Annotated in this window: 13 protein-coding genes and 1 other annotated feature; of the genes, 2 read left to right on the top strand and 11 right to left on the bottom strand. The window is 45.5% G+C overall.

Going from position 1 to position 18,992, the window contains the following annotated elements; all coding sequences use genetic code 11:
- Positions 1–124: 124 nt before the first annotated feature.
- The 3 genes from MKY23_RS13280 to MKY23_RS13270 all read right to left on the bottom strand — a co-directional run bounded on the left by MKY23_RS13280 (position 125) and on the right by MKY23_RS13270 (position 5,523).
- On the bottom strand, positions 125–1,894 hold the full coding sequence (locus MKY23_RS13280) for an ABC transporter ATP-binding protein (RefSeq protein WP_339838717.1): 1,770 nt from the start codon (positions 1,892–1,894) through the stop codon (positions 125–127).
- On the bottom strand, positions 1,891–3,636 hold the full coding sequence (locus MKY23_RS13275) for an ABC transporter ATP-binding protein (protein WP_154984138.1): 1,746 nt from the start codon (positions 3,634–3,636) through the stop codon (positions 1,891–1,893). The genes MKY23_RS13280 and MKY23_RS13275 overlap by 4 nt, the downstream gene beginning before the upstream one ends.
- Before the next feature lie 648 nt (positions 3,637–4,284).
- Complete coding sequence (locus tag MKY23_RS13270; RefSeq protein ID WP_154984139.1) at positions 4,285–5,523, bottom strand: MFS transporter; 1,239 nt, start codon at positions 5,521–5,523, stop codon at positions 4,285–4,287.
- Between the two features lie 159 nt (positions 5,524–5,682).
- Between MKY23_RS13270 and MKY23_RS13265 the strand changes: the two genes are divergently transcribed.
- A complete protein-coding gene (locus MKY23_RS13265; protein ID WP_339838713.1) occupies positions 5,683–7,452 on the top strand; it encodes an ABC transporter substrate-binding protein in 1,770 nt (589 codons plus the stop codon).
- A gap of 105 nt (positions 7,453–7,557) precedes the next feature.
- Here MKY23_RS13265 and MKY23_RS13260 read toward each other — a convergent pair whose 3' ends face one another.
- From MKY23_RS13260 to MKY23_RS13245, 4 genes are all read right to left on the bottom strand, one after another.
- Positions 7,558–9,939, bottom strand: a complete 2,382-nt coding sequence (locus MKY23_RS13260; RefSeq protein ID WP_339838710.1) for a polyprenyl synthetase family protein — start codon at positions 9,937–9,939, stop codon at positions 7,558–7,560.
- Positions 9,940–10,074: 135 nt separating this feature from the next.
- Positions 10,075–10,872, bottom strand: coding sequence for a sulfite exporter TauE/SafE family protein (locus MKY23_RS13255; RefSeq protein WP_154984141.1), 798 nt, complete (start codon positions 10,870–10,872; stop codon positions 10,075–10,077).
- A gap of 489 nt (positions 10,873–11,361) precedes the next feature.
- Positions 11,362–12,117, bottom strand: coding sequence for an SDR family NAD(P)-dependent oxidoreductase (locus MKY23_RS13250; protein ID WP_339838708.1), 756 nt, complete (start codon positions 12,115–12,117; stop codon positions 11,362–11,364).
- A gap of 364 nt (positions 12,118–12,481) precedes the next feature.
- Positions 12,482–12,922 carry a DUF6376 family protein gene (locus MKY23_RS13245; RefSeq protein ID WP_090924035.1) on the bottom strand — a complete coding sequence of 147 codons (441 nt, stop codon included), beginning with the start codon at positions 12,920–12,922 and terminating at the stop codon, positions 12,482–12,484.
- A 172-nt stretch (positions 12,923–13,094) separates the two neighbouring features.
- On the opposite strand from MKY23_RS13245, the gene MKY23_RS13240 reads away from it, so the two are divergent.
- A complete protein-coding gene (locus MKY23_RS13240; protein ID WP_090924034.1) occupies positions 13,095–14,063 on the top strand; it encodes a bile acid:sodium symporter family protein in 969 nt (322 codons plus the stop codon).
- A gap of 101 nt (positions 14,064–14,164) precedes the next feature.
- Here MKY23_RS13240 and asd read toward each other — a convergent pair whose 3' ends face one another.
- From asd to MKY23_RS13220, 4 genes are all read right to left on the bottom strand, one after another.
- Entirely contained in the window at positions 14,165–15,250 is a 1,086-nt protein-coding gene (asd, locus tag MKY23_RS13235) for an aspartate-semialdehyde dehydrogenase (RefSeq protein ID WP_090924033.1), read from the bottom strand.
- A gap of 164 nt (positions 15,251–15,414) precedes the next feature.
- Positions 15,415–15,710, bottom strand: a binding site (T-box leader).
- 157 nt (positions 15,711–15,867) lie between these two features.
- Positions 15,868–16,167 (bottom strand): hypothetical protein, encoded by a 300-nt coding sequence (locus MKY23_RS13230; protein ID WP_154889385.1) that lies wholly within the window; start codon positions 16,165–16,167, stop codon positions 15,868–15,870.
- Positions 16,168–16,309: 142 nt separating this feature from the next.
- Entirely contained in the window at positions 16,310–18,112 is a 1,803-nt protein-coding gene (locus MKY23_RS13225; protein ID WP_339838701.1) for an ATP-binding cassette domain-containing protein, read from the bottom strand.
- A complete protein-coding gene (locus MKY23_RS13220; RefSeq protein ID WP_339838698.1) occupies positions 18,109–18,966 on the bottom strand; it encodes an ATP-binding cassette domain-containing protein in 858 nt (285 codons plus the stop codon). The genes MKY23_RS13225 and MKY23_RS13220 overlap by 4 nt, the downstream gene beginning before the upstream one ends.
- Positions 18,967–18,992 lie beyond the last annotated feature (26 nt).

Raw genomic sequence — 18,992 nt, 5'->3', positions numbered from 1 at the left:
AAAAGTGAAGAAACCGTACAGATCCTACGCCTGCATTCAGGCATGATCTGTACGGTTTTTTGTCATTTTTTTATAACATCTGAATTATCACATTGCTGCTCTATCCGTTTCGTTAAAACCTATACTATCCTGCCTTCACTGGCACCTGCTCTCCCTGCCATAGCAACTGCATCTCTTCATTGCTTTCAAGTAAATCGGCCAGGTTTCCTTCGGCTTCAATACGACCATCTTTCATAACGATAATGTGATCTGCCTTGGTAAGAGCGGCCTTGCGGTGAGATACGGCAATACATGTGACATCTCTCTCTTTAAAGAGTCCGTCCCATACCAGCTGCTCTGTTTCCACATCAAGCGCACTGGACAGATCATCAAAGATAAACAGATCTGCCTCGGTCATCAGCATTCGCGCTGTTGCTGATCGCTGAATCTGACCTCCGGATAACATGACACCTCTTGGTCCTACAGGTGTTTCCAATCCTTCATCCAACTGTTTGATATCTTTATCCAAAACAGCCAGTCGAATGGCTTTTTCCAGCGCTTGATCTACATTCCCCTGTTTACCTTGAACGATATTTTCTCTGAGCGTGTCACTGAACAGCCTTGGAACTTGAGGCGTATATGCAGCTCTAGGTGGCATAAGAAATGTTGCCGGATCTACGTGCTCTCCATTCCAGAGAATTTCACCCTGTTGCTTGGGCAGAAGTCCAAGCAGTGTACGAACCAGTGTGGATTTACCAGAACCGATGCGTCCTGTAATGACAAGAAATTGTCCCTGTTTCAGCTTGAAGTTGATGTCTTGTATACCGTTTGAGGATTGCTCATAGCGATAGCTAAGACCATTCACTTCAAGTTCACGCAATTTCTCCTTCGGATTTCTTGCTTCGTTTACTGGCTCTGGCGGCTCTTCATTAAGATAGATTTCCCGTTTCTCCATAATCCGATCCTCTTCACCTGGACGAAAAAGTGTTCGCATCCGATCATAAGACACTTTGAGTCTTTTATGCTGGAATACCATGTATCCGAAAAGTGAAATGCTGAACCCGATATTAACGAGATAACTCGTAAATAAGGCAAAATCACCCACCGTAAAGTGACCCGCCTTCATTTCCGCAGCACACATCAACAAAATAAGCCCGGTACATATACTTAGCACATGCTGATTAAGTGACTTCATCCATTGCTTGAACAGATTGTCTCTTAAAGCAGCCTGGCGCCGTTCTTCATTCAGCCGGTTGAACCGTGTGGAGACATGTTCTTCTGCCTGACCCAGCTTCAGTGCCTGCACAGCCCCAAACGTCTCGGCAATAAAACTGGTAATACGACCTGTGGCTTCACGATTAACCTGTGCATACTTTCTTGCACGATTACCTGAGAGATTATTCAGAAGCGTTACCACCAAAAGCGGTAAAACAGCAACAAGTGTAATCTTCCAGTTAATGTTGGCCATGATCGCAATGGATACCACTGCAAAAACCAATCGACCCCAAAAATCCACCCAGGATTCGATATATTCAACCACTTCATCGACGTCATCCCGGAAACGACTCATCGCTTCACCCGGAGATGCAGGAAGATTCCTTCCCGGCCAGCGCATAATGCCAGCCAGCATATTCGTCCGCAAAATGGCCTGAATATGATACATATAGGTCACCCAAGCATGGAATGCGACAAAGAACGTGCCTACACGGGTCAAGCGGAACAACGCGATAACAATGAGCGGTACAGCAAGCCACATATAGTCAGCCCTTCCTGTTGACGTCCGGTCAAAGAACCACTGCATCCCAAGCCCCATTGCTAGGGGAAGCGAATGAAACATACACCATAACAAACCGTTAATAAGAAACAAATAAGGCTTAAAGCGAAACAAGCGCCCTATAAATCCTGTTACATTCATGCCAGTTCCTCCTCTTGGCCCGTGACCAGAAGTCGTGCATAATGGGAGGACGGATTATTCGCAAGCTCCACTCTTGATCCGAATTCCAGCAGCTTGCCTCCACCAAGAACCATAATCTTATCCACCTTCTCCAGCGTGGCTAATCTATGCGCAATAATGATACCTGTTGATCGTTTCATTAATTCATCAATAGCAGATTGAAGTAAATTCTCGGTCGCTGCATCAAGCCGTGAAGAAGGCTCATCCAGTATGACCAGACTCGGCTCCGTTAGAAATACACGGGTCAAAGCAAAGAGCTGCGCTTCCCCTGCGGATAATGAAGCACCTCCTGCAGTTAGATGTGTATCCAAGCCTTCCGGCTGTGTATCAATCCAGTGATGTAACCCCAGTCGCTCTGTTGTTTGCTTAATCATGGCATCCGATACTTCTGAATTAAACAAAGTCAGATTGTCACGTAGCGTACCATCAAACAACTGCACATCCTGTGTCACCATCCCCACTCTGCGATACAGAGCCTGCATGGATAACTTCGTAATATCAGTTCCACCGATACGAATCGTGCCCTGATCCAGATTGTACAGACGTAGAAGAACACGGCTCAGACTTGATTTTCCACTTCCCGTTCGACCGATGATGCCTAGCCGTTCTCCCGGTTTCACCGCAAAGGTGATATCCTGAAGCACAGGTTTATCCTCATTGTAACTGAAATACACCTGATTAAACTCCAGTCCAAGCGGGCCATCAGGTAACCTCTCTTCGCTTCCGTCCTCAATCTCGCTTCGTAAAGACAATAATTCGCGTGAACGAAGCATACCTGATTTTGCCTTTTGAAACTCCTGTACCTGATCGCCAAGCAACTCGATAGGTTCATTCAACATCTGGCTGTATTGATAGATCAAAAACAAGGTTCCAATGCTGATCGCACCTTCGATATAGTAGTGCACACCCAGAAGCAAAACGACCGTAACGGATACAATAAACATGACCACCGTGGTGTTCCAAGGGATAACCCTGAGCATCCATGCCTTCCGGCCTTTGAGGAAAACGGTGCGCATCGTACGAAAGAATCGGTTCATCACATATGGTACGTGTCCATTCGCCTGCACGTCCTCAATACCGGCAATTCGTTCCTCAATCAAGCTGAACAAGGAAGCACTGGCGGCGCGCTCATTTTTGGAAGACTCCACTCCAAGATTGCGAATAATGACCATGAACAGAATAGATAATAACGTAAATACGGTCATAACCAGTGCGATTGGCACATTAATCGTAAACATGAATCCCAGAATACCTGCGAGCAGAACAAAACTGCCGATGACCTGTACGATAAACATAGCGAAGAAGTTCGAAATGCTCGTTACATCGCCATCCACGCGTTCAATCATCTCTCCAGGTGTTTTGACGTTATGAAAACGCATATCCAGCCTCAGGCAATGTTTCAGTAAATCTCCACGCATCCGGTTGGTTGCCCGCCAGGCTACATCGTTTCCTAAATAACTGACCGCGATCGTGATCAATTGATTGCTCACGGCAATGAGCAGGAAAAGCCCAGCAAGCTGTGCCAGATCACCCAGAATCCCGCCGCTTGCAGCCGTATCAATGAAACGTTGAATAATCTGTGGATTGAGAAGCTGCAGCCCTGTTGATGTTAACAACATGATCAGCAACACGGCCAGCTTTCCTTTCACCGGCTTTAAATATCGTAGCAGCCATGACATGGAGCGTTTTTCTGTTTTGGGCACCAGCCCCACCCCTTTAATTAAAAATTTCACTCGGATTTATACTTTTTCGCGCGCATAATTATCATTTGAATGTTGAATCTTCCAACTACACTTTTGATTACCTTCGCTATGACGAATCATGTATGAGCGTATTGTAATCAGCAAGGCCTCCCGAAGAAACACATTGTTTGCATGCATTAACCATAGTTTATTCTTCCTTTCTTATGGATATAGATCGAACTTAAGTAACAACTTGGAATCGATTTCAGTTCTTGCTTTTTTCCTTTCACTTTTACTCTTACTCATGCTCCTTTCCATGTGAACCGTCTGGTGGAATGAAAAAAAGCCATAGATGAACGAAGTTCATCTACAGCTTGATTGGATCGAAAAGCCAGCCAGAAAATGTGACATTTCAGCTTCTTCTCTAACATCGCAGTATGAATGAGCGTCCAGACAGGATTGCAGTAAGCTGGACTGTCCAAACATGGTCAATACTCTACCTGGATAATGTCACTATGCTCATGCATATTCAATTATTGGTTGAAGCACCTGCGCTGGCTGATCCATCATTGTTTATCCCACCCGTTCCACATATTTGTTGTTTATTGTATTCGCTCATTCTTTATACGTCAACATAATTATTAACTGAATTGTTATTTACTTCATCTGTTAGAGTCCAATTTGTACAGATTCAGGTGTTTGCTTTTCTCTGCTGACAAGTCGCTTATGTGCTATCAGTAGAAAAGGAACCCCGAGTGCAGTCGTTATAGCAATGGGAATAAAGATGGCTAGTCCATTTCCCGCACCGAACTGGCTTAACAGCAACCCACCAATGACCGGAGCCGCAACATTTCCAATATTGTTGAAACCGATTGTACCAAAATACGTTCCTTTCCATTCAGGCTTTGCAATTCGGTCGATAAGCATATCCATCATGGTAAAGAGCAGCACTTCCCCTACTGTAAACAAGATGACACTGATCATCATCAGTACAATCCCTTCGGCTAGACCAAATAACAACAGACTTGCTGCAACAAGCAGATTCCCCAAAATAAGCGGTACAAGCGGCGGTGCATTCCGGAAAGTACGAACGAGTGGATACTGGATGATGAGCACGGTGATTGCGTTGAGTGAAAGCATATACGAGAACATCTGACTTCCATTTTCAAAGATTGGACTTCTCGCCAAATACTGCGCTAACGTAGAGCTGAAGTGGCCATAACCTAACACACAAAACGTCGTCCCAATCAGCACAGGCAAGAATACCCGATCCCGTCCGGTGGTCATGAGGGCTTCGCGCAGACGAGGTGCAATAACCTCTAGACGTCCGGGCAAATTGGCGTGATGCAGTTTAAATTGAAGTCCCAGAATCAGACCATACGCAATATAAACGAGCCCCGAGATCACAAAAGGAAACGTCGATTCCGATGATCCCAGCTGAAATCCGATAATTGGCCCGAACACAACCCCCAAGTTAATCGCTGCATATCTCAGATTAAACACTAGCAGTTTGTTCTGCGGTGAAGTTATGTCAGATAACAACGCTCTTGAGGTTGGCTCAAACACAGCCCGGCACAAACCGTTTAACGTGTTTGCAACAAAGAACACCCATAGATGTTCAGCTGCCGCAAAAATGAAAAATACAGCGGCCCAACTAAATACCGAGACGAGCATAACGATTTTGCGACCGATTCGATCAGAGATATATCCCCCGTAAAAGCTGACGAGCACTCCCGCCAGCGAGCTTACCGCAACCGTGATTCCCGTCTGGGTCGGCGTGGCTTCAAGCACACGTGTCAGATAGATGGACAGAAACGGAATGCTCATCGACGTTACGAGGCGCCCGAACATCGTCCCAATAATAATGGTCCAGGCCAGCGGGTGAATTTGCTTCAAAATATGCTTCATCTTTCATTCTCCTATCTTGCTGCGTTCTCTATCTATCCTGTTGCTGCGAAAAATGGATGAATTCTCTCATCCTCATAGGTATAATTGTAAAGATAAAAGGGGGAAGTAAAAGTGTAATGTTTCATTCTCACTTTTCACCTTTATGGAGGATCTATACACATGGATACGATATACACTCACTTTTTAAGACTTGCTGGCTCTGATATGCTCTCGATTAAGATCAATGAACCTGTACCCGTAACGATTGAGAATCTGTCCTCCATCCTCTGTTGCACTCCACGCAATGTAAAATTCATTCTACGAAAGCTGGAAGATCAGAATTTTATCCATTGGAAACCTGGACGTGGACGAGGCCATCATTCCGAGCTTACACTACTGCGAAGTCTGAATGATGCTTTAGAATCCAACTTTACTGAACTGTTATTCAAAGGCAAACTGAAAGAAGCCATCGAGTTGATTGGAAGTGTGCAAATCGATGACTTGATGCGGGAAAAACTAATGCTTGCTCTTCATGAGCAGATGGGATTTCGCAGTTACACCGAAACCGCCTCTGGCCAGGATACACTTCGCATGTTGAGATCACGTCAACTGGGTGATCTGGACCCGGCTTCGGTTTATACGGCTTTTGAAACCTATCTTCTTGGCCAAATATGCAACACACTGATTACTTACAACGCCCACACCGATACCTTCTTACCCGCACTTGCACATACATGGGAATCTAACAAAGACCATAAAGAATGGGTATTTTATTTGCGAAAAGGGGTTCGTTTCCATGACGGACGTGTGATGACATCTCATGATGTTCAGGCTTCATTAATGCGTTTGTTTGATACAAATTGTTCGTCTTTGTGGCTGTACCGTGATATTAAGCGAACAGAAGTGAAAGGCGATTATTGCATCAGGTTTATATTGCATCGGGCGAACCGTTTTTTTCTGCATCTGTTCAGTTGTATTCGGATGACGGTACTGCCCGCGGATTATGACTCGAACCAGACTTTGGTCGGCACAGGCCCGTTTCAGATCACCGAGATGAATGAAGATGTGATTAAATTGAAGGCATTTGATGCTTATTTTGGTTTCCGTCCTCATCTCGATCAGATCCACATCTGGTTTCTCCCTGAGCCGGCTTCAAGCGACGGTTATTATGATATGTCTGGTACTGACCGGCTTAGTCTGCCTGGAAGCAGTCATGAGCGACCTCATTATATCGACTATCCTGCACTGGGATGTCAGTATATGCTTTTCAACTTCAATGTCCCGGGTTGCCATCATACACTCCCTTTCCGTCAGGCCATGCGCATCGTCTATGATCCGGTCAACCTGGTGAACGATTTGGGTGAAAATCGAATTACACCCGCCAGCAGTTTTCTCCCCTGGAAAAGCGCTGCACAGAGCTGGGAAGCCACATCACTCGTCGATGCCCAAGCATTGCTTGAACAATCGGGTTATCAAGGGGAATCCTTCTTGTTATCTTATAAGAAGAACAAAGATTCCGATGTGGCGGAGTGGATACAACAACGCGGACGCCAAATTGGATTACGGATTGACCTGGAGCCTTTTGACGATTATCTGGATGTCGTGAAGACCTCAGATGCACCTTTGATTCTCAGAGAAGAAATACTGGAGGACGACTGGCAGTATGGCATGATTCACTTTTTCAAAAACCAAAGCAATACGCTCCATGAGTACATGACTCCCGAGCTTCAATCCATATTGGATTCCCTGCTGGATCCCTTTCCACAGCTTCCTCACTCCGAGCGTAGCGATCTTCTGGAGCAGGCTGAAGAATTACTGCGGGAAAATAGCTGGATGTTGTACGGATGTCATATGAACAAAAAAGCGGAATTGCACCAGAGTTTCTACGGCATGCAAACTTCAGAGTTTGGATTCCTGGATATCTCGAAGCTATGGATCAAAAATGCGTAATAAAATAACCCTCAGCCCCGTTAAAATACGGGTGAGGGTTTTATTGAGTATACATCGAATAACAGTTATAAGTTCGGTAAATCCGTTAAAGCCTCAATGTTAGCCTTACCGTTCACGGCCGACGAGATAATCCAGCAGATGTTTTAAAAATGGAATCGGTTTAGGCATTTGACGTAATGCATCCGTAGCAAGACAGTAATGCTCCCACATCGCTTTTTGAGCACCTGTCTCTCCCAGAATGGATACAAAGGTTGAATTGTTATTTCGCTCATCCTGACCGGCAGGTTTGCCAAGGGTTTGTTGATCTCCTCCATAGTCCAGCAAGTCGTCCCTGATCTGAAAAGCAATGCCTGCATGATACGCAAACGCTTTTAGCGCGTCAATCTCTTCTTCCTTTACTTCTGCCAAAATCGCTGGCATAACCAGCGCCGCCTCAAAGGCAATGCCTGTTTTGTAAAAACAAATCGTGTTTAGCTCCTCCAGCGAGAGCAGCTTCCCTTTCGAATCAAGATCCATCGCCTGACCCATACACATATCTTCAGCTTTTATAGCCGAATATTGAATCAGCTTCAGCACCGTTTGCGCATCAAATCGGTTCAATGAAGACTGCTCACGAATCGCTCGCTGAATCAGGAATAGTCCTGTGAGTTCTGCCGTCGCGCTATTATGCAACTGATGAAGCGTCGAACGTCCACGCCTTACCTCGGCATTATCCTGTGTGGGCAGATCATCAAAGATGAGTGAAGCGGTATGCATATATTCCATGGAGCGTAACAACGGCATGATTGCCGACTCGCTAAGCCCGTACTCCTGAACACCCATGACCCAAGTCAGGATCGGACGCAGACGTTTGCCATCCCCTTGCAGACTGTAGTTAGCCGCGTCCATCAGCTTCCCCTTCATTTCGAGCTCTTCAGTAGCTTTGTTAATCTGCAGTTCTACATTGATCTGCTCACGTACCGTTCGGATCGTCTGCTGGAACGACTCTTTCTCTTGTTTATCATTACTGAGCTGCGAAACAACCTGATCCCGTAACAATTTATCCAGAAATTCCACGTCATCTGCTTTTCGCACCATTTGTTGTACTACTTGATTAAGTCCCGGTTGGGCTGAAGCAAAGATTGTCATGACCTCGTCATACTTCGCCTGACCGAGCCGCTCTCTGCAACGCTTCAGCCCGTTAATCGCACGATCCAGTATAACTTCCCTCGCCTTGGCATTGGAATGGTAGACATCATGGATTAGAAACGAGATGACTGCCCAGTACAGCTCATACGGGTTAATCAAATCCTGACGCAGGTCACGATATTTCAAATAATACGTGTAAGGTGTCACGGCCTCGTCCTGCATATCATCGAACATATCCGCAAAATCATCCGCAAGTTGATTATAAATCCCGTAATGGAAGGTGCGCAGATCAAACCCTTCATCTTCCGGTGCGCTCAGAACAGAACGAACAATCAATCGCGACGACGCCGACTTGATAATGATCGGAATGTACAGCTCTTCATTCGTATAATGCGCATTGGATAACTTCTTGCCACGATCGATCTCCTGCGATTGAAAGAACACATAAGACTGTTCAAAAAAAGTGTGTCGCATCTCTTCATGCTGATAGTTCCGAATATATTCAAAGGCCTCTCGAAGCTCGGAGTGTACATACCGAATCACTTCAAGCTGAGGTCCCTTCCATTCTCCAAGATCAGGCACAATGCCGGTAAGCAGAGCTTGTTGTATCATCGCAGAATACTGTTCCTTTTCCTGTGTAGTCAGCGCCTGAGAATCGAGAAGATCATCCACAAAAGGGTATGTTAAACCGTAGGAATAACCCAGCCTGATGGCTGCATCAAGCTTTGCGATCCGTTCCTCCCGCGGCGTGTCCTCTGTAAGCTCATCATCGACGTGAAGCACGACACCCAGAATAATCTTGATCAGTTTACGTTGAGCCTGTGCCGCATCGAGTTCTGGTGGGATGTTTGCTGCAACATGTTTTAATTTGTCCATCACCCAGATGACTGCCTCTTCAATCTGTTCTCGCTGTCCCCACCGATATAATGCTGCCGGGCTTATGTAGTCAGCCTGACGTTGTTGTTCACTTGCGACACGCATAAAATATGCTTGGGTATCCTTAGCGATACGCTGAATCTTGTCTTTTGTTTTCGGGTTATCCAGCGCCTGCCCCAGATCGCGCATGTAGATATATGAGATGCTGCGATCCAGATAATCATCGATCTTGCCTGTCGCATTGAGCCAATGCATATATTTCTGAATGTCAGCGGCATCCGGTTTTCTTTTGCCAGCGAACCAGGATAACCAGCTCCAACGATGGATATGTTTTTTTTGCCAAGTTCTAAAATCTTTCGTAAGTGTATCTATATGAGTATTATTCAGCAGTCGCTGAGAGAGTGTCACAAAATACTGAGATGCTTTCTGCTCTGCGTGACGATAAGCCTCATCCGCATTAGCCTCGGCTTTCGTCTGATTCATAAGTACGTTGTTCATCGGTCGATCCCTCAACTTCAGTTAAAGTTAAACATGGTCCGCTCATGTTCATATCCTATATACGGCACTTCGGCCGTTTGGTTACGAAATCGCTAATGTCTGAGAGATAAGAGCGTTAAATTAGAATATCGAAGACCATACTTTAACCGCAGTAATCGCGATCAGAAGAAGCAACGCATATCGAAGTAGCCGCACATTAACCATTGAACTTACTCTCGAGCCAATCGAAGCGCCAATCAAACTTCCCAGCACCGTGTAAATAATCGGCTCCACCGGAATGTCTCCCGCAGATAACTTCCCTATAACCCCTCCTATTGCAGAGATGAAAACAATCGCAAGGGATGAGGCAATCGTTGTCCGAACCGGAATCTTCAGAACAGTCAACATAACAGGGATGAGTACGAATGCACCTCCAGCCCCGACAATTCCTGAAACGATCCCCACAGCAAGCGAAGTACTTGAAGCAATCATTTTATTAAACGTTAACGGTTGGTCCAGATCCAGCCGCCCCTTGCTCGGGATGAGCATTAAAACAATCGCTATGATCGCCAGTATGCCATAAACGAGATGAATCATACGTTCAGCCAGCATGCCTGAGATAAAACCACCAATTAAACTGCCCACCAGAATACTGCTTCCCATGTACAGTACCAGTTTGGAATCAATCACAGCGCCGCTAGTTTTGCCTGCTTTTGCTTTTCTGCGAAATGCAACTACGCCCGCAAGCGAAGCAAAGAATACTTGAAACATGCTGATGGCTGACACCTGATGAGCCGTGAACGGTTCGAGCCCTGCCATTTCCGGCACATACAGCAGGAGAGGGAAATTGATGATCGCTCCACCAATGCCAAGCAATCCGGAGAAAAATGAACCGATTAGACCCAGTATAAACATGATGAAGAACAGCAAAAGATCCATCGGCTATAACCTTCCTTTCATGAAGATAATACGAAGATACGAAATCAAAAAAAAGATAAAATTTCATTCCAAAAAACATATACAGGACACTTGGATTCGGGTATAATACTTTAAAACCAAGTAATTTAATCAGAAATGAGTGATTAAGCATGTTGAATGTGTTGAAGACACTTTTTGTGAATACATGTCCTCGCTGTAACGAAAAATTACAAACACATCATGATGAATTATGCTCTGTCAAAACCTGCACTCATTGTCACTATAAAGAAGAAAGTTACGGCTCACTCGGAGTCCGTATTGTGTACGACACCACAAATGGATAAAACGAACAGCCCTTATATTGTATCATGAACTCCTAAATTTCGGGATGATTCGACACTATTGTATGATGAATTTATTACAAGAGTGAACATGAAAAGGCACAGGATGATTACATCCTGTGCCTTTGGTTCATTTTAAATGCAATATGATTTAGAGTTAGATAACCCGTTATTTCGTTTTGAAACTCAGGAAGCCATCATCAACTGCCACTGTTGTACCGTTCATTGCACTCGCGGCATCACTGAACAGGAAGGTCACCACACTTGCTACTTTTTCCGGCTGGATCAACTCTCCGCGCATATGTTGAGTGGCCAATGCATCCTTCATGGCTTTGTCATTTCCCAGAATGGGAGTTTCGATGAACCCAGGCGCCACACCCAACACGCGAATTCCATGCTCGGCCAGTTCAAGTGCACCCGATTTGGACATCATCACTACTGCTGCTTTCGCCGCATTGTAGTTGAAGCTACCTACAGCTGCCACGCTTCCATAGATCGATGCTGTATTAACAATTGTGCCCTGTACGTTTAATTCAACCATTTTCTTCGCGCCATAATACATACCGTAGTATACGCTGTGTTGGTCTACATCAATAACTTTGTGATAGGATTCCGGGTCCATCTCCAGAAACGGCTTTACAAGACCGATCCCAGCGTTGTTGAAAATTCCATTGAATGTTCCATACTTTTCGACAGTCCAGTCAATCAAAGCTTTAATCTCATCACCTTTGGATACATCTACTTTATAAGCTCCGGCTGTGCCACCGGTTGCTTCAATCTCGGTCGCAACCTGTTTGGCTCCTTCTTCGTTAAAATCCGCGACAACGACTGTTGCTCCCTGTGCAGATAGTTGCAGTGCTGTTTCTTTACCAATTCCGCTTGCTCCACCTGTGATAACAATGACTTTTCCCGTATGTTCGGACATAACATAGATCTCCTTTGCTAAATAAAATTGGTTTCAATTGACTGAATTAATGTTAGTTACTAAATAAATGTTTATATAATAACCATACTAGTCTATCATTCATTTGTCAAATGGGTCGATCATACGATGGGATTACGATAGACCGCATGTTATCCAACAAACAAACAATCACCATCATGGTATTCCTCATTGATACACGGCCAGCATTTTGGATCTTGTCGTGATCCATATAGTTTTTCTTTCTTCAAAATAAATATGCAAAAAAGACGAGTAACCCTTCCAGATCACCCGTCTTCTATAATTTTCCTGTTCAAATGCTCCTTAAGGAAAAGGAAAGATTATTCTTATATTTAGTTTAAACTTATTATTCCGTTTGTAATCCGCTCAGCGGTTCCTTCAAGCTGTTGATGTTGTTGATTAATTCCGGAATACCTGTTTTCTCCCAATTCTCAGCAGTAATCCCTTGCTCCGCAATGGATGTTTCGAATTGGTTCATTACCTCTGTCAGCTGATTATTATAACTAACCAGATTCTCATGAATGTTTTCTCCAATAGCAGGCGCACTCATCTCCGAAAATTCTGCGGCTTCTGCTTGAATCAGATCAATCTTCTCTTGAATCTGACCCGTTACATCTGGGTTGTTGATGGCATCTGTTGCAAGTTGTTGTAACTCGGTTCCAGCACTCGATACCTGATTAATATAATCCGTAGCACCGCTTACATAACTCAAACTTTGATTGGCTTGCTCTACAATCGAACAAGCGGATAGCATCAACATACTGGAGGCCACAATGGCTGTGATCATCGTCCTGTGTCTTCTTTTTCGCCTTCGCATGATTATCTTCCTTTCTTCATCTCAGAATGATGGTACCTTACTTCATGATACTTGTTCACAAAGCTACATTGCAAATCAGCCTGCATAGCCGGACATTCCGATGTATAATAGGAGAATCACACAATAAAGGGATGTCGACATTATGCTTCAGGCCTTGAATCAACGCTTGAACCGCATCATGCCACTGATTACCCCCGCTAGTATTATCATTGGTGTTTTATGCGGCAGTTTTTTATCTTCTTACACGTATTTGTCGCCTTGGCTATTTGCCTTCATGACGTTCGCGGGCAGTATTAGTCTGAGCGTACGAGACTTTGTAAATGTCTTAAAAAAGCCTTTTCCCTTGTTTGTTTGTCTTCTTATCTTGCATTTGGCCATGCCTCTTATTGCGCTGGGCATGGGTCATCTTGTGTTTCCAACCGATGCTTATACTATCACAGGACTTGTTCTCGCTGCGGTCATTCCGACGGGTATTAGCAGTTTTATATGGGTAAGCATCTACAGGGGGAATATTGCGCTTACGCTTTCGATTATTCTGATTGATACCTTGCTGGCTCCGTTTGTTGTGCCCGGCGTGTTATCCCTGCTTGTTGGCACAAGCGTCACACTGGATACGGCAGCGATGATGAGCAGCCTATTCTGGATGATTGTTTTCCCTTCACTGCTGGGTATGCTCCTGAATGAATGGACTAAAGGTGGGATCGTTCCTGTATGGGGACCTCGGCTTAATCCATTATCCAAATTGTTTATGGCTTCGGTCGTTGCCATTAATGGCTCGGTTGTCGCACCCTATCTGGCTGACTTCAACTGGCGCTTGGCTGGGCTGGCGGTAATTATCGTTTTTCTGGCATCCTTCGGCTATGCACTCAGTTACTTCATTGCGAGATGGCTAGGTTGGAATGAAGCGGATCAAGTGGCTCTTGTTTTTAACGGAGGAATGCGTAACATTAGCGCTGGTGCCGTTCTTGCAGTTACTTATTTTCCGCCGCCCGTTGCTGTCCCTGTCGTACTTGGGATGGTATTTCAGCAAATGCTTGCTTCCCTTTCAGGGTACTTGCTCGGCAGACGTTCTCAGCTATTGCGAAACTCGGATAAAACCTCAGCAGCTTGATATCGATTTTACTTGCAGAAAATGGAATAAAAAAGGCTCCTGAACTGTCACTTGGAGATGACAGATTCAAGAGCCTTTTCACATTATATAAAAAAAATCGCTTATTTCGGTTGAATATATCCTTCTGCTTTGAGCAGTTCAGCAATCAGTACGGCTCCACCAGCTGCTCCACGCAGTGTGTTGTGGGACAATCCAACAAATTTATAGTCATAGAGTGAGTCTTCACGCAAACGGCCTGTAGAAACGCCCATGCCGCGCTCGATATCACGATCCAGCTGAGTCTGCGGTCTGTTCTCTTCCTCAAAGTACGTAATGAACTGCTTCGGCGCGCTTGGCAGAGCCAGCTCTTGAGGACGACCTTTAAACTGAGACCAACGCTCCAGAATTTCATCTTTGCTCGGTTTTTTCTCGAAGTTCACAAAAACCGTTGCCAAGTGTCCGTCTGTTACCGGCACACGAATACATTGTGTTGTAATCAATGGTGCAGATGCTTTAACGATCTGATTATTCTCTACACTTCCCCAGATACGCAGTGGCTCCTGCTCACTTTTTTCTTCCTCGCCACCAATGTAAGGAATCACGTTATCTAGCATTTCAGGCCAGTCCGTAAAGTTTTTGCCTGCTCCCGAAATCGCTTGATATGTGGAAGCTACAACCTGTGTCGGGTTAAACTCACGCAATGCATGTAGAGCCGGCACATAACTTTGGATGGAACAGTTTGGTTTTACAGCGATAAAACCTGTCGTTGTACCCAGACGTTTTTTCTGAGCTTCAATAACCGCCAAGTGACCTGGATTAATCTCAGGAATAACCATTGGCACGTCTGCTGTCCAGCGGTGTGCGGAGTTGTTGGACACGACAGGTGTACCTGTTTTGGCATAAGCCTCTTCCAGCGCCTGAATTTCATTCTTTTTCATATCCACGGCACAGAAAATAAAATCAACCTGGCTGGCAAAAGCTTCAACCTGAGATGCATCTTGCACCACAATGTTTTTCACAGGCTCAGGGATTGGAACCGCTAGTTTCCATCTTCCCTTTACAGACTCTTCATACGTTTTACCTGCCGAGTTGGCACTTGCTGAAATCGCTGTTACCTCAAACCACGGATGTTGATCCAGCAGGTCTACGAAACGTTGACCTACCATTCCTGTTCCTCCGACAATACCGACTTTTAATTTTGCTGACATGGAATCATCATTTCCTTTCAATTTAAGTTAGATCATCTGTTACTGTCATCGTACATGGGATATTTGAAACTTGATTACCCTATCATTCACACTATTCAGGTCCATCCAAAGCGTGTAATCCCAGCTCCGGAAAAACCAAAAAATCCCATCCCCAAGACAAAAGTCTCAGGGACGAGATTGAACACTCGTGGTACCACCCAGATTCGCAAATATGTCGCCATATTCACCTCTTCAAGTATGTGAAAGATGACCAGATCACATCTTAGTAAGATGCTGTCTTCATCCGTTTATACTCTAGCTCTATAACAGGAGCGCCTGTCACACCATCCTTCAGCGTAAGCCGATTCCGATGTGCTGCTCAGAGTCTTTATTCGATAAAAGGTTCTTTGCCCCTTTTCAGCTACCGGAGCTCTCTGATGAAAGAATGATTTTTATCTACTCGTCTCGTCGTTGCATTTGATATTGCGATTATAATATCAAAATTCCAGTACGGAAGTAAACACATTTTTTAAATTTGCTTGAATTGGATGTAATAAGACAGAATGAAAAACAGCCCTCGCACGAACTCTTCACGCCGAAGGCTGCGTATATGGATTTCAATTGGACAAAAAACGTTATTACATTTTACCCGGGTATTGAGGTTCGTGCACATCATCTGGCACCGTTTCGTCAAAGACATCTTGACCCGGATAATCCCGTACTTCACCCTCGTGCAACTCATGGTTCTCATAGTCAAAACGGTGTGCAGTTCTCTGATCTGCTCGCCACGGAGAGCTCTTCCCAAGCGACTCAGACAGCAAGGTTGAACCGTAAGGACCCTCCGGAAATTCCTCAAGCGTAATGTCATTCCGCTGCGACTCTACAGTGGACACGTCTGTATATTCACGTCTATCTTCCTGCAAAAACTTCTCTTCCATCACTCGTCCCTCCTGATCGTCTTGAGATGATCAACGCACCTTTAAGGTGAGCGAAACGTGAAGTTTTTATGCATTTTCAATGGAAAACACTACGTTTCTGGTGCTGATACGACAGCGAAATCAGCATATTCATCTACGCCACTTACCAATGGCGCAACGATACCAGCACAACAAACACAAGCAGTCCAAGGATACTGATCCAGGTATCCCGCCTGCTCCAGGACAGAAGTGAGGAACGAGCGCCAAGCGCGCCGTTTTCTCTCACCTTGCGCATCTCCATCGCAATGGTCATGTCCTCAGCGCGCTGGAACAACGCCATGATCAGAGGAATAACCATAGGTCCTAAATCTCGTACCCGAACCGTATTTGGCTTCAAAGCCGCTTTTCCGCGTGCCCTTACGATCAGTGAAAAGCGTTGCCACTCACTCCAAATCATTGGAATAAATCTAAAAACCAAGGATACAGCCAGTGCAAACGAAGCTACAGGTAGCTTGATTTTTCGCCCGTAAGCCAGCACCCAGTTCAGTCCTTCAACCATGCGTCCATATGGCGTCGTAAGTGAGAACCACAGACTTGCAAGGGTTACGATGAACAAGCGGTAGAGATTAAGTAATGTTCCCTCGGCCTGAGTCAAGGAAAAGCCCAGTTGAATCCCGCTTTCTCCTGTCGTCAGGGTACTGCCCGATAACGCTGTAGAAAGAACAAAAAACAAAACAAGTGGTTTCATCAACTTGATACATCCTATCAGCATCTGACGAGGCAAGATTGCCAAAGCACCAGCCACAGGAATCAGAGTTAACGTTAGTCCTCCCCAATGATGCTGAAGCATCGCCGCTGTAACAAGCAACATATACAATATCCATTTCAGACGCGGGTCCATTATGCTTTTCAGACGGCTGGAAGAACTGAATGAACTCGAAGAAGGGACTGTACTTTGGTTAACATTCAACAATGAGTCTGTTATAGAAGAAACAGAAGATTCACGCCCATCTGCTTTGGAAATAACCGATCCAGATGTCCTTGTACATGTCTCTTGTGTCATCGCAACGGTGTCATTGTCACTCTCCGCGTTGAGAGAAGCATCCGTCATCTCCATCCCAGATCTTAAAATGGATTCCGCCATTTCTTCCGGAGTCATCGCTTGAGAACTGATCGGCATCCCTGCCTCCCTCAGCTGAGCCGCTAGTCGCATGGATGGAGGCAGACCGATTCCCGCTTGCACTAATATCTCCGGATGCTGATACAGTTCCAGCGGCGTCAGGTCTGCTTCCAAACGCCCTTCCCTTAATAAAAGTACACGATCTGCATGTGGCAGGAATGTATCCAGGTCGTGTGTCGCAATGACCGCTCCTCCGTCTTCCACACGATGCTCATGCAGTGAATCAAGCAGCAACTTGATACTCTGTGCCTCAAGCCCTGCGCTAGGTTCATCTAACAAAAGCCAGTCTGGCTGGGTCACATAACCAAGTGCAAGTCCTAATCTGCGCTTTTCTCCACCACTAAGTGCAAAGGGCGACCTGTCCAAATGAAAACGTCGCTCTGAATCATCTCCTCTATGCGGGTCCCAGTGTGCCAAGGTTGCTTCGATCCGCTGTTCTTGCTCAGCTTCACTCAAACGATAAGGGCGAAGGGAATATAACAGCTCTCGCTTAATATTTCGGGCAAACAATTGTTGCTCTGGAAACTGGAACACAAGTCCCATCTGAAACAAAACGGACTTAGGTACCTTGCCGTCATGCCACATCGGCTCTCCTGCAAGCGTAATGTCCCCGGAATCCGGCTGCTTAAGACCAGCTATCGTCTGCAGTAGCGTTGTCTTGCCAGAGCCAGTGCAGCCCAGAAGCAGTGTGATTTCACTACGGTTCATTGTTACCGAAATATGATCAAGTAAGGTTCGTTTCGTTTCGTCATGAACTCGCACGTATATATTATTAAGTGCAATCACCAACGCGCAGCCTCCTTCGCAAGCTGCTCAGGCCGGAGGGGGTTAACACCCTTCAGTCTTCCCCGCTGTTTCAAGATCAGGCATGTCTTCACTGTGAAAGGCGGTTCCAGCCCGACCTTTTCACAAGGAGATTCAAGCCTTTCATACGGGTTCGTATCTGATGATGTCTCCATAGCTGTAGCCTCTGGATAGAAAAAAGATTCCGGTATGCCGTCATAGATACATTTCCCCTTACTCATAGCCATAATCCGATCACATAAGGTCGCTTCCTCCAGATGGTGAGTAATCCAGATTACTGCCGTACCGTTCCTCGTGACGGACTGCACAATCCGTTCTATGCGGTCTCTCGCATCAGGATCAAGCATCGCTGCAGGTTCATCCATAATCAGTACATCCGGCTTGGCCGCAAGGGCTGTAGCAATGTTAAGTAACTGTTTCTGTCCACCGGACAAACGGGCGATCACCATATCCAGCGGGTGGTGAAGTCCCACAAGATGTAGCGCTTCTTGTCTACGTCTAGCTTTCTCTTCGCTCGATATACGTAAATGCGATAAAGCAAAATGAAATTCTTCTTCAATCGTATCTCCCAGCACCTGTGCATCGGGCTGCTGTAACACACCCCGAATGGTCAGGTTTGCAGGCACATTTCGCTCTCCGGCGGATAAGGGAATGAAACCAAGCAGCAATCCGGCTAACGTGCTTTTCCCACTGCCATTAGCACCCACGATACTTAACCATTCTCCCGCTTTGAGCGTAAGCGAGACACCGTCCAGTGCCTTTTTAACTTCACCGCCTTCAGTAGCGTAGTGCACACGGACATCTAGCAATGAAATGATAGGTAACTTGTCTTGCATTTCGAAATTAGTCCTTTCACATTCTG

The organism is Paenibacillus sp. FSL R7-0272, assembly GCF_037969905.1.
GTDB classification, from domain to species: Bacteria; Bacillota; Bacilli; order Paenibacillales; family Paenibacillaceae; genus Paenibacillus; species Paenibacillus polysaccharolyticus.
The sequence above is the reverse complement of the archived record's forward strand: the minus strand, read 5'-3'. Positions and strand labels throughout refer to the sequence as shown.